At 43.0% G+C, this 12,336-nt stretch carries 10 protein-coding genes and 1 pseudogene; 8 read left to right on the forward strand and 3 right to left on the reverse strand.

The genetic code is table 11. The annotated features are described in order from the left end of the window. Positions 1-111: 111 nt before the first annotated feature. The gene (locus IQ13_RS14040; RefSeq protein WP_144887024.1) at positions 112-3,294 is read left to right on the forward strand and encodes a M16 family metallopeptidase; all 3,183 of its coding nucleotides are present in this window, start codon (positions 112-114) and stop codon (positions 3,292-3,294) included. Between the two features lie 251 nt (positions 3,295-3,545). Here the strand turns inward: IQ13_RS14040 and htpG are convergent, their stop codons facing one another. Continuing rightward, entirely contained in the window at positions 3,546-5,435 is a 1,890-nt protein-coding gene (gene htpG / locus IQ13_RS14045) for a molecular chaperone HtpG (protein WP_199758273.1), read from the reverse strand. Positions 5,436-5,594: 159 nt separating this feature from the next. Between htpG and IQ13_RS14050 the strand changes: the two genes are divergently transcribed. The 5 genes from IQ13_RS14050 to IQ13_RS14070 all read left to right on the forward strand — a co-directional run bounded on the left by IQ13_RS14050 (position 5,595) and on the right by IQ13_RS14070 (position 8,667). Then, positions 5,595-6,071 carry a hypothetical protein gene (locus tag IQ13_RS14050; protein ID WP_144887025.1) on the forward strand — a complete coding sequence of 159 codons (477 nt, stop codon included), beginning with the start codon at positions 5,595-5,597 and terminating at the stop codon, positions 6,069-6,071. 91 nt (positions 6,072-6,162) lie between these two features. Then, on the forward strand, positions 6,163-6,390 hold the full coding sequence (locus IQ13_RS14055; RefSeq protein WP_144887026.1) for a DUF2905 domain-containing protein: 228 nt from the start codon (positions 6,163-6,165) through the stop codon (positions 6,388-6,390). Next, entirely contained in the window at positions 6,387-7,247 is an 861-nt protein-coding gene (locus IQ13_RS14060; RefSeq protein WP_144887027.1) for a fructosamine kinase family protein, read from the forward strand. Before IQ13_RS14055 ends, IQ13_RS14060 begins: the two co-directional genes overlap by 4 nt. A gap of 159 nt (positions 7,248-7,406) precedes the next feature. Continuing rightward, positions 7,407-7,820 carry an SWIB/MDM2 domain-containing protein gene (locus IQ13_RS14065; RefSeq protein ID WP_144887028.1) on the forward strand — a complete coding sequence of 138 codons (414 nt, stop codon included), beginning with the start codon at positions 7,407-7,409 and terminating at the stop codon, positions 7,818-7,820. 79 nt (positions 7,821-7,899) lie between these two features. After that, complete coding sequence (locus IQ13_RS14070; protein ID WP_144887029.1) at positions 7,900-8,667, forward strand: sulfite exporter TauE/SafE family protein; 768 nt, start codon at positions 7,900-7,902, stop codon at positions 8,665-8,667. 87 nt (positions 8,668-8,754) lie between these two features. Here the strand turns inward: IQ13_RS14070 and IQ13_RS14075 are convergent, their stop codons facing one another. Together IQ13_RS14075 and IQ13_RS14080 are read right to left on the reverse strand one after the other, a co-directional pair. Further along, entirely contained in the window at positions 8,755-9,591 is an 837-nt protein-coding gene (locus IQ13_RS14075) for an oxidoreductase (protein ID WP_144887030.1), read from the reverse strand. A gap of 38 nt (positions 9,592-9,629) precedes the next feature. Next, positions 9,630-10,325, reverse strand: a pseudogene (locus IQ13_RS14080) (DsbA family oxidoreductase). Positions 10,326-10,658: 333 nt separating this feature from the next. Here IQ13_RS14080 and IQ13_RS14085 point away from each other — a divergent pair. Both IQ13_RS14085 and IQ13_RS14090 read left to right on the forward strand, forming a co-directional pair. Further along, a complete protein-coding gene (locus IQ13_RS14085; protein WP_144887031.1) occupies positions 10,659-11,489 on the forward strand; it encodes a hypothetical protein in 831 nt (276 codons plus the stop codon). Positions 11,490-11,752: 263 nt separating this feature from the next. Further along, entirely contained in the window at positions 11,753-12,316 is a 564-nt protein-coding gene (locus IQ13_RS14090; RefSeq protein WP_144887032.1) for a Crp/Fnr family transcriptional regulator, read from the forward strand. Positions 12,317-12,336 lie beyond the last annotated feature (20 nt).

A 12,336-nucleotide genomic window follows, 5' to 3' on the forward strand; every position in this document is an offset into this window, starting at 1 on the left:
CACAGAGCCTTCCGGTACGGAGGGCTTTTTTATGCCTTTTATCAACTTTAGAATCGCTTTGAGAGAGGAGTTGCAGTTCCCTCACTATATTTAGGCTCTAAACATGCATCTATGAACCGAATACGTTTAAACCTTTCATTCATTGTTTTTTTCCTTGTTACAGTTGTTACCACATTTGCACAACAGCTGTCGGACAAGATTCCCTTCGACCCCAAAGTGAAAACGGGCAAACTCGAAAATGGTCTTACCTATTTCATCCGCCCCAATCAAAAGCCGGAGAAAAGAGTAGAGCTGCGGTTGGTGGTTAACGCAGGAGCCATTAATGAAGACGATGATCAGTTAGGGCTAGCACACATGACCGAGCACATGGCCTTTAACGGTACCAAGAATTTCAAGAAGAACGATATCGTATCGTACCTGCAGGAAATTGGTGTAGGCTTTGGTAACGATTTAAATGCTTATACCAGTTTCGATGAAACGGTATACATCTTGCCCATACCAACCGACAAAGCCGGTAATCTTGAAAAAGGTTTTCAGATAATCGAAGACTGGGCGCACAACATTTCGAATCTCGATGAAGATATCGATGGCGAACGTGCCGTTATTTTAGAAGAAAGCCGTTTGGGCAAAGGAGCCGATGAACGCATGTTCCGTAAAATATTACCGGGCTTGTTTGCGGGTTCGTTGTATGCCGATCGCTTGCCGATTGGTAAAGACAGTATCATCAAGAATTTCAAATACGATGCGATCCGTCGTTTTTATAAAGACTGGTACCGTCCCGATCTGATGGCGGTAATTGTAGTGGGCGATATTACGGTTGAACAGGCCGAAACATTGATCCGTAAACATTTTGCAGGTATTAAAAATCCCGCTGCTCCACGTGAGCGGAAATATGCAACAGTAGCACCGTATGCTGCAAACGAAGTAATGGTGCTTACCGATAAAGAAGCTTCATCTGCAGAAGTATCCATCAACTATCCTGCATTTAAAAGCGAAGCAACCACAACGGTTGCTGAGTATCGCAACAGTATCATTCGCTCATTATTTGTGCGTATGCTGAACCAGCGTTTGCAGGAGTTAACACAAAAAGAAAATCCACCGTTCAATTTTGCATCGGGTGGTTTTGGTTCGTATGCAAGAGGATACGATGCATTTTCGATTTATGCCGGTGCAGGTACAAGCGATGTAAAGAAAACATTACAGGCATTGCTGGAAGAAATTGAACGGGTAAAACGTTTTGGCTTTACTGCATCCGAACTGGAACGCAGTAAAAAAACAACCGAGAGTTATTACGAGCGAGCTTATAATAACCGTGATAAAAATGAGAGTGCCAATTTTGTGGATGAATACGTGAACTACTTCTTAAAGAACGAACCATCGCCGGGTATTGAATACGAATTTGCAAAAGTAAAAGAGCTGTTGCCCGGTATTACTATTGAAGAAGTAAACGCATTGGTGAACAAATACGTAAAAGCTGTTGACAACCGCTTCACCTACATAACACAGCCCGAACCAAAAGCAGGAGAGAAGTTGCCGGAAGTAAAAGAATTGCTTACTTATTTTACAGTTGTGGAAAAAGCAGATATTAAAGCTTACGAAGACAAAGCTGTTGCATCTGCATTAATTGAAACAAAACCAACTGCAGGTAAAGTAACAGCAACAAAAAAAGATGCAAAGCTGGGTACTACTGAATTAACGTTGAGCAATGGCATTAAAGTAACATTGAAGCCGACAGATTTTAAAGCCGATCAGATCTTGATGTCGTCTGTTCGTCCTGGTGGTAAAAATCATTACGGCGCTGCAGATAAATACAATGCGGAATATGCGGTGCAGGTGGTACAATCGATGGGTGTGGGTGCCTTTTCTCCAACCGATTTGCGGAAGGTACTTGCAGGAAAAACAGTTCAGGTAAATCCCTTTATCAACACTGTAAGCGAAGGTGTGCGGGGTAACTCTACTGTAAAAGATATGGAGACCATGTTCCAGTTAACCTGGTTGTATTTTACCAATCCACGTATTGATACCAGTTTGTTTAAATCGTTTGTACAACGGAACCGTTCGCAATACGCTATGATGAGTGCAAACCCGCAGTTTGCATTTATTGATACCTTGTACAGTGTATTGTACAATAACGATCCGCTGGCACCTGTTGCGTTGCCCAAAGCAGAAAACTTTAACAAGATCGATCTGAAGCGTGCTATTGAAATTTACAAAGAGCGTTTCAGCGATGCAGGTAGTATGCAGTTTGTGTTTGTGGGCAGTTTTAAAGAAGCAGAGATTATTCCGTTGATTGAACAATACATCGGCAGCTTGCCAACAACTGCTAAGAAATTTACGGCCGTTGATAATAAGGTGCGCACCATTAAAGGCAAAAAAGAAATGATGGTAAAGAAAGGAACCGATGAACGTAGTTTAATTGTTCAGTTCCATTCGGGTGAAGTGCCGTACAGCCAGGATCTTGAAATGAAAGCACAGGCTGCAACCGAAGTGCTCAACATCCGCATTATTGAAGAACTGCGGGAAAAGATCGGCGGTATTTATGGTGGCGGCATTTATGGTGCATTGGAACGTGAACCGTACAACAATTACTCGTTCGCAGTGCAGTTGCCTTGCGGTCCGGAGAAAGCAGATACCTTGTTGAAAGCGGTGAACAGGGAGATCAAAGACATTGCAACAAAAGGCCCCTCACAAAAAAACCTGGATAAAGTAAAACAGCAATGGCGTGAACAACACAAAATTGATCTGAAAGAAAACGAAGACTGGTTAACAGCTCTCACCGAAAGTAAATACCCCGGCAACAACATCGACTACTTCATCAACTACGAAAAGTATGTGGATAAGCTGACGGTAAAAGATGTGCAGCTGGCAGCAGCGAAACTGTTGAACGGTCCGAATGTGTTTACTGCCATTCAGATGCCGGAGAATTATGTGCCCGGCGAAGAAAAGAAAACAGGCGAGCGTAGCAACAATATTCTGCAGACGATTGAAATTGATAAGCCGGAAATTAAAATTGAATTGTTCGATAACGGTGAAATTGATGGCGACAGTGTAACCGTGTATTTCAACAGTTATCCTGTACTCAGCAAAAAACAATTAACGACAAAGCCGCTTGTGTTGAATGTAAAAGCGTTGAAAGGGCGCAAGAATACTTTGGTCATGTTTGCCGACAATCTCGGTAAAACACCGCCGAATACAGCCTTGATGCGTGTTACAGCAGGCGATAAAGTGTACAACATTACCGTAGAAAGTGATACAAAGAAAAATGGTACGATTGTGTTTAAGTGGAAGGAGTGATGAGCGATGAGTGATGCCTGCTCTCCGAAGCTTTAGCGAAGGAGAGAGTGATGAGTAATCAGAACATATATCCCCTCCCCGGAGGGGTGGCAACATCTAAAACTTTCTACATAACAGAAAGGGGGGGGTTAAATAAAAGAGGGCCGATGCGTAGCATCGGCCCTCTTTGTTATATGTACGTTTTATCGAATCTCGACTACGCTCGATTCTTCCAAACGCCCTTCGACTGCGCTCAGGGCTTCATCATTTTCTTAAATCACCTCCACATTCCGTTCAACAAACGCAGTAAGATCAGCACCTTTCAACATGCCTTGCGCCAGCAATGCTAAATCAAAAGCTTGCTTTGCAATGGCTGTTTGCTGTGCTTCATCGGCTGCAAGTAATTTGCTGATGATTTTATGGTTGGCATTCACCGCCACTTTGTAGTTGTCGGGCATGCTGCCATAAAAGCCCATCATACCGCCGCCGCCCATCTTGCTCATTTCTTTCATGCGGCGCATCCATTCTTCCATGGTAATGGTTACAGGCATTGCTTCTGCAGGTAAACTTTCAATCTCTACTTTCATTGCAGGATTGTTGATGGCTTTTTCAAACACTGCTTTCAGTTTTGTTTGCTCATCTTCTGTTAACTGATGTTTTTCTGTATCTGCCTTTTCAATCAGCTTATCCAGTACATCGGCATCCACACGCTTCATGCGTGTTTTGTTGAGTTTCATTTCGAGGTGCTGAATAAAGTGTGTATCGATAGGCGAGTTCATCAGCAACACATCGTAATTCTTTTTAGTAGCTGCCTGTACAAAGCTGTGATGATGCTCTGCATCTGCTGTATAGAGGTATACAAGATTGCCGTCTTTGTCTGTTTGAAAATCTTTCACCTTGGCATTGTATTCCTCAATGGTATAATGTTCGTTGTTGGTATTGGTGAGTAATAAAAAGTCTTTTGCTTTATCGTAAAACTTTTCATCAGAAATGGCACCATACTTTACAAACAAACCAATGTCGCTCCATTTCTCTTCGTAACCTTTGCGGTCTTTCTTAAACAGTTCACTGAGTTTGTCAGCAACCTTGCGGCTGATGTAACTGTTGATCTTCTTCACATTGCTGTCTGCCTGTAAAAACGAACGGCTAACGTTCAACGGAATATCCGGTGAATCGATTACACCATGCAGCAACAATAAAAATTCAGGAACAATATCTTTTACTTCATCGGTAATAAATACCTGGCGACTGAACAGTTTGATTTTGTTTTTCTGAACTTCAAAATCATTTTTCAGTTTCGGAAAGTAGAGAACACCGGTAAGGTTGAACGGATAATCCACATTCAGGTGAATCCAGAACAAAGGCTCTTCGCTGAAGGGATACAGCTCACGATAGAAGTCAAGATAATCTTCATCTTTCAGATCGCCGGGCGCTTTGGTCCAGATAGGATTGGTATTATTGATGATGTTATCAACCGTAACGGTTTTATACTTGGTTTTACCTTCTTCATCCACACCATCTTCCACACTTTCTTCTTTCGTACCAAACTGCACAGATACCGGTAAGAATTTTGCATACTTATCGAGGATGCTGCTGATGCGGCTCTCTTCTAAAAACTCTTCCGATTCGCTGTTGATGTACAGGATCACATCCGTACCACGTTCAGTGCGGCTGCCTTCGCTTATTTCAAATTCGGTACTGCCGTCGCAGGTCCATTTTGCAGGTGCAGCTCCGTCCTGGTAAGAGAGTGTTTGAATTTCTACTTTCTCTGCCACCATAAATGCCGAATAGAAACCCAAACCAAAGCGACCAATGATTTCATTGGCATCTTTCGCTTCTTTAAATTTCTCCATGAACTCGGTAGCACCGGAGAAAGCCACCTGGTTGATGTACTTTTTAATTTCATCTGCCGTCATACCTATACCATTATCCGAAATGGTAAGTGTTTTGGCAGCAGCATCAACCGATACTTTTACTTTCAGATCGCCGGTTTCTTTCGCATAATGGCCAAGACTTGCCAAACGTTTTAATTTTTGCGAAGCATCCACTGCGTTGCTCACTAATTCACGCAGAAAAATTTCATGGTCGGAGTATAAAAACTTTTTAATAATCGGGAAGATATTCTCCGTGTTAATCGAGATGGTTCCTTTTTCCTGTATCATATACGTTGTAGTAAGGTTTTTTTACTGGCAATCTCTTCTCAATTGCTGTTCCAAATAAGGTCTGTTTGCCAGATTGACAGCGCCCTGCAGCCAGATCGTTGGTATCGAAAATCATTTTTGGCACTGACTTTGAAAACACAAAGCTTTAAAATGGTTTTTATGCGAAAACTGATCATGGCTGTTCTGTTCTTATGCGGAACAGTTACAGCAGAAAAAACAACAGCACAGGTGAATATCAACATCGGTCTGCAGCCCGCCTGGGGACCGGCAGGGTATGATTATGTAGAATACTACTATCTGCCCGATATTGAAACCTATTACTATGTGCCAAGGCGCCAGTTCATTTATTTGAATAACGGGCGCTGGATCTATTCGGCAGGCTTGCCAAGCCGTTACCGTACATACAACCTGTACAATGGCTATAAAGTGGTTGTAAATGCGCCTAAACCGTATCTGCGCCACGCCAGCTACAAAGTGAAGTATGCAAAATATAAAGGCAATAACGGTAAGCAATTAGCCTTAGGTAAAAGCAAAGTGAAAACAATGGCCTATGCCCCCGGTGCAGGAAAAGTAAAAGCGGGTAAAGCTGGCGGCGGAGTTGCCGTTAAAGGAAAAGGTAAAAACAAACATTTATAGGTTTACAGATGGTTCAACAGTTGGTGGTTTAAAAACAAAGCCTTCCCTTTCGGGAGGGCTTTTTGTTTGTAAGGTTTTGTAGGTTTGATGTATGAATGCCGAAACAGGAAAATGGATCATTGTTGCAGGAGTATTGTTGCTGTTGATTGGCGTTGTGGTTTTTTTCTTTCACGATAAACTGCATTGGCTCGGTCGCCTGCCCGGCGATATACGGATTGAAAAAGAAAACTTTCGTTTTTACTTTCCGCTTACAACCATGCTCCTTGCAAGCGTGCTGCTCAATGTGATCATCCGTATTGTAAAACGCTTTCTTGAATGATGCAGATTGTACAAGAGATTGTTGCTGCCTGTAAGCTGCCTGCTATGCATGCGCAACGGGTTGCAGGTGGCGATATCAACGAGGCATACTTGCTGTATAATTCTACACAACGTTATTTCTTAAAAATAAATGATGCGCAGTTATACCCCGGAATGTTTGCTGCAGAAGCAGATGGATTGAATGCCTTGCGCAGCAACAGTCATTTTTGTGTGCCGCAGGTCATACAAACCGGTATTGTACAAACAACACAATACCTGTTGCTGGAATGGATTGAACGTACAACACCCGACGAACACTATTGGGAAAACATGGGCAAACAATTAGCGGCAATGCATGCACAGCCGCAACCAACTGCTGGCTGGAAAACCAATAACTACATTGGCAGTATACCGCAAAGCAACAAGGAAACCCAAAGCTGGACTGGGTTCTATGCTGAACAACGTTTACTGCCTTTAATAAATCGGTTATTGCAGGCGGGTAAGTTTACCAATAGAGAAATGCAATATGCCGAAGCTGTATGCTTGAGGATGTCTTCTCTTTTTCCCAATGAACCGCATGCATTGCTGCACGGCGATCTATGGAGCGGTAATCATTTCCCCAATGAAAGAGGGCTTCCGGCGCTCATTGATCCTGCTGTTTACTGCGGTCATAGGGAAATGGATATTGGTATGACCTGTTTGTTTGGAGGTTTTTATCAACGTTTTTACGAAGCATATCAGTACCATTATCCGCTTGAAACCCTTTGGCAGCAAAGGTTACAGCTTACGCAGCTGTATCCGTTACTGGTGCATGCCGTATTGTTTGGCGGCAATTATGTACAGCAATCGGCAGCCATTTTAGCCCGTTTTGGAGGATAAAACAGACGATGAAAAAACAACGATTTCCCCAATGAAAACACAGCTTATGCACATTCTGAAAAACCTTTTTTTGAGAATGATTGCGGAATATAAAATTTGTCCTAAATTCATTCTGTTAACAATTACTATTACCCATTTTTATTCTAAAATCTAAAACAAATGGCAACAAAAAAAGCAAAGAAAGCCGCACCTAAAAAGGCTGCAAAAAAAGCTGCTCCTAAGAAAGCTGCTCCTAAAAAAGCTGCAAAGAAAGCCGCTCCTAAGAAAGCTGCTGCTCCTAAAAAAGCTGCGAAGAAAGCTGCTCCTAAAAAGAAAGCAGCCCGTAAGCCAAATGCTGCATTTATGAAAGCGCTTACACCAAGTGCTGATCTCGCTGCAGTAATCGGTAACAAGCCTGTACCACGTACAGAAGCTGTAAAGAAAATCTGGGCTTACATCAAAGCAAACAAACTGCAGGATGCGAAGAACAAACGTATGATCAATGCTGATGCAAAACTGAAACCTGTTTTCGGTGGCAAAGCACAGGCATCTATGTTTGATATGGCGAAATTCCTGAACAAGCATTTAAGCTAATTACAACCGTACAAATAATAAAAAGGGCATCCATTGGATGCCCTTTTTTTACGCCCTTATTTCTTCTTTATTTTGCGGCATGAATGAATGGCTGCTTTATGTTCTTGTATGTACCGGTGCGCTGTTTGCAGGTTTTATTGATGCAGTGGTAGGAGGTGGCGGATTGATACAGGTACCCTTGTTGCTGATTTTGTTTCCCGAACTTTCGCATGTACAGGTAATTGCCAGCAACCGTTTTGCATCGGTGGCCGGCACTTCTGTAGCAGCTTATCAATACATCACAAAAATAGGTGTGGATACAACGGTGGTGTTGGTAACAGGATCAATGGCTGCTGTTGCATCCTTCAGCGGAACATTTGTAATGGAGCTGATTAAACCCGAAGTGTTTAAGCCCTTGCTGCTAGCTGTTATTGTTGTATTGGCGGTGTACACATTTGTAAAGAAAGATCTGGGAACGGTACACGCTGTGAAATACAGCGGCAAACGGTTTTTGTTGGTATGTGCAGGTATTGGTGCTGTTATTGGTTTTTACAATGGCTTTATTGGTCCGGGTACAGGTAGTTTGCTGGTGTTTGCTTTTGTAAGTGTTGCCGGGTTGAATTTCCTGCATGCGTCTGCTTCATCCAAAATAGTAAATGCAATTGCCGATATAGCATCGCTGGTTGGCTTTTTAATGAATGGCGCAGTTGTGTTTAAAATTGCATTACCCATGATGGGCTGTAATATGCTGGGTGCTTACGTTGGAAGTAAAGCAGCAATCCTCAAAGGAAATGTATTTATCCGTTATGTGTTTCTGTTGGTGATTGGTATTCTCATCATCAGGTTAAGTAAAGATGTTTTCTTTTAAAGAACAAAGCAGTCTCATCCAGCGAAGCAATAAAAAAAGTTCCTGCTATCTAACAACAGGAACTTTTTCGTTTTAATCAAGCTTGTATTATGCTTTGGGAAAATCGGCACCTTCACTCGTATCTGCCCATGTTTCAATATCGTGTTTTAATTCTTCCACTTTTGCACGTGCGCCTTTCAACGCAGCAGCACCCAACAGTAAACGCAGCGGCGGATGTGCTGTTTCTGTAATCATCACCATCGCTTTGGCAGCACGTACCGGATCGCCGGGCTGGTTACCACTGTAACCACGGATATCGCCTTTGTTTTTACCGGCAGTGGTTGCATAGTCTGCAATAACCGTTGCACTGTCTTTCGCACTGCGGCCCGCCCAATCGGTACGGAAACCACTGGGTGCAATGATGGTTACCTTAATGCCCAACGGAGCCACTTCTTTGCTTAATGCTTCGCTGAAACCATCAACGGCGTACTTGGTGGCATTGTAAAAGCCAACGCCGGGAAACGAACGTAAACCGCCAATAGAAGAGATGTTGAGAATATGTCCGCTCTTACGGGCACGCATATGCGGCAATACTTCCTGCGTCATCTTTGCCAAACCAAATACGTTGATCTCGAACATGCGGCGCACTTCTGCCTCTTCGCTTTCTTCAATGGCGCCGAAATAACCAATGCCGGCGTTGTTCACCAACACATCTATTTGTCCGAACTTTTCAATAGCAGCTGCAACAGCCGTTTTTATTTGTGCTGCATCCGTTACATCCAACGCAAGTGCAATGGATGTATCCGGATAAGCTGCAACAATATCCTGCACATCGGCAGGTTTGCGTGCTGTTACCACAACCTTATAGCCCTGCTCCAATGCTTCTTTTGCCAGGTAACGGCCAAAGCCGGTAGAGCATCCTGTAATAAACCAAACTTTATTCATCTTGTTTTTTTTAGTAATCATCTGTTGTCGAAATCTTATCAGCAATTGCTGCCATCAACGGCACAGGCAGCAGTGTCTGTTGCGAGCACGGTAACCGGTTGCTCTTCTTCCCACACTTTTTGCAACACCTCAGTAAACACAGTTGTTGCCTGCGCACCCGATACAGCGTATTTGTTATTGAACACAAAGAAAGGTACACCCCGCACGCCAATTTGTTGTGCCCGCTGCTGATCGGCATACACATCTGTTGCATAATCGTTGCTGTTGAGTAATGCATTTGCTTGAGCGGCATCAATGCCGGCAGCTGTTGCAACAGCAAGCAATACGTTTGTATCGTTGATGTTTTTTCCTTCGGTGAAATACGCTTTCAGCAACAATTCCTTTACTGCATTTTGTACCCCTTGTTCTTTTGCCAAATGAAGCAGGCGGTGTGCGTTGAATGTATTGCCGATGATGGCTTTCTCTAATTGAAAATCGAGACCAGCAGCGGCGGCAGTGTTAGTAACATAGTCATTCATTTGTTTTGCTTCTTCAAGGCTCACGCCTTTTCGTTCGGCTAAATATTGGTTAAGGCCAGTACCCTGTGCCGGTTGTCCATCAGGATCAAGTTAAAAACTGCGCCATACAATTTCCACGTTTTCTTTTTGCTGAAAGTCCTTCAATGCTTCTTCAAAACGTCGTTTGCCGATATAACAAAACGGACAAACCACATCACTCCAGATTTCTACGGTCATACGCTTTTTAAAATTTGGTGCAAGTTACGGGCAGTTGCCGGATGCAAATGAAAAGCAGGCAGGGAAATAACAAAGTGGTGACAAAAGCCAGCAGCTTGCGAAGCAGTTTTGCAAATAGCATTTACTTATCATTCGTTACAATTATGAAATACTCCAAAGTAGGTATAGGTCGTACTAGTTTATATTGTTTATTTTAAAATTCAGATTCTGATGCTGTGGCTCAAGGGCTTTAATACATTGCAACTCAGGGTCGATTACACCAGACCCCGAGTCAGGGGATAATGGCTTTGCGTAGTAGTTCTTCTTTATCTTCACCATCACAAAACCAATTGTATGCGTTTTTTATTTGCTGTATCCCTGTTGTTAGTGTTTGCATCTGCCTCTGCACAAACCTTTATTGCCAAACAGAATTTGTCGATGGCGAATTACCAGGAATTGTTCAATGAACTTACGCCGAAAGGCTACAAACCCGTCTCCATCAATTTTATTGCAGTAGATGGTGTGCAGCAGTTTAATCCCGTGTGGCATCTGCAGCCGGGAACGGTATGGGAAACACGCAGCAACCTTACAGCTGCGCAGTACCAGGATTATTTTAATAAACTCACGCCGATGGGTTATATGCCAACCGATGTATCGGTGTACAATGTAAGCGGCAAACTGGTGTTTTCTGCTATTTGGGAAAAACGGCCAACAGCAGTATGGGAAGCAAGACATAATTTAACCGCCAGTCAATACCAAACCTATTTTAATAAACTCACGCCGCAAGGATATATGCCCATGCATGTATCTGCTTATACCGGTGAAAACGGCGAAACGCTTTTTGCAGCAGTGTGGGAAAAACGACCTGCAGTTGCATGGGAAGCAAGACACAATTTAACGGCAACAGAATTTCAGAGTTATTTTGATAAGCTAACACCACAAGGCTATGTCCCTAAAGAGTTGTTTGCGTATTACGATGCAGGCGTATTAAAGTATGGCTGCATCTGGCAAAAAATTCCGGGTATTATGTGGGAAGCACGGTACGGACTTACCTATGTAGCTCTACAATCAAAATCAAAAGAATTGGAAGCAAAGGGATATGAACCTTACCTGGTTTCTGCCTATGTAGCCAACGGGCAGGTGTATTATATTGGTGCCTGGCAAAAGATTACTGCAGGCAAATAAGTAACAAACAGGCATGGTTGTAAAAATGTAGTAACAGGAAAACGTTAGCTTTTTTTTCTCTTCGTGCCATTCGTACAATGACTTTCATCGTTTGAACGAACTAGGCTAATTCGTGGTTTTGTAGCTGTTTGAGATATCGTTGTGCAGTCGCCTTATAGTTGAGCAGATAGCAACAGATACCTAAATGTCTGACGGCTATCGCTGTCCTGATGAATACTTCGTCCCAACGATCTTTCCTTCAACCTTCGTACTTTGCAGTGCACATGCAGCAACTCTTTCAATACTTTAAACAATTCAGTCCGTTAACAGCGGAAGCAATGGATGCCATTGCCGACATCTGCAAACTGCTGCATGTAGCAAAGCATACCGATCTGCAACCCATTGGGCATACCTGCAAAACCATTTACTTTTTAAACAAGGGCATAGCCCGTATTTATTACTACAAAGATGGTATTGATATAACCGAAAGCTTTGCGTTTGAAAATGATATCCTGGTGCGTGTAGAAAGTTTGTTTACAGGTAGGCCCAGCCGCAAAGCCATACAGGTGCTGGAAGATGCTGAGCTTGTTGCCATTGATGCCAATCAACTCTTTCAGCTGTACGATCGCTATCCCGAAATTGAACGCCTCTTCCGCAAAATATTTGAAGCTGCACATGTAGAAACCGTCAACCGTATTGAAGCCTTGCAGTTTCATACTGCCGAAGAGCGGTACAAAGCGTTGCTCAACGAAGAACCCAACATCATTCAACGGGTACCGTTGAAATACATTGCATCGTACCTCGGTATTACACAGGTAAGTCTCAGCCGCATCCGCTCACAACGCTGATTATTTATCATATGTTAAAG

The organism is Lacibacter cauensis (assembly GCF_007830055.1).
GTDB classification, from domain to species: domain Bacteria; phylum Bacteroidota; class Bacteroidia; order Chitinophagales; family Chitinophagaceae; genus Lacibacter; species Lacibacter cauensis.

Excerpts from the sequence above, each read along its gene's own strand:
- IQ13_RS14040 (WP_144887024.1), top strand. The coding sequence starts at position 112 with ATGAACCGAATACGTTTAAACCTTTCATTCATTGTTTTTTTCCTTGTT.
- htpG (WP_199758273.1), bottom strand. The coding sequence starts at position 5,435 with ATGATACAGGAAAAAGGAACCATCTCGATTAACACGGAGAATATCTTC.
- IQ13_RS14050 (WP_144887025.1), top strand. The coding sequence starts at position 5,595 with ATGCGAAAACTGATCATGGCTGTTCTGTTCTTATGCGGAACAGTTACA.
- IQ13_RS14055 (WP_144887026.1), top strand. The coding sequence starts at position 6,163 with ATGAATGCCGAAACAGGAAAATGGATCATTGTTGCAGGAGTATTGTTG.
- IQ13_RS14060 (WP_144887027.1), top strand. The coding sequence starts at position 6,387 with ATGATGCAGATTGTACAAGAGATTGTTGCTGCCTGTAAGCTGCCTGCT.
- IQ13_RS14065 (WP_144887028.1), top strand. The coding sequence starts at position 7,407 with ATGGCAACAAAAAAAGCAAAGAAAGCCGCACCTAAAAAGGCTGCAAAA.
- IQ13_RS14070 (WP_144887029.1), top strand. The coding sequence starts at position 7,900 with ATGAATGAATGGCTGCTTTATGTTCTTGTATGTACCGGTGCGCTGTTT.
- IQ13_RS14075 (WP_144887030.1), bottom strand. The coding sequence starts at position 9,591 with ATGAATAAAGTTTGGTTTATTACAGGATGCTCTACCGGCTTTGGCCGT.
- IQ13_RS14085 (WP_144887031.1), top strand. The coding sequence starts at position 10,659 with ATGCGTTTTTTATTTGCTGTATCCCTGTTGTTAGTGTTTGCATCTGCC.
- IQ13_RS14090 (WP_144887032.1), top strand. The coding sequence starts at position 11,753 with ATGCAGCAACTCTTTCAATACTTTAAACAATTCAGTCCGTTAACAGCG.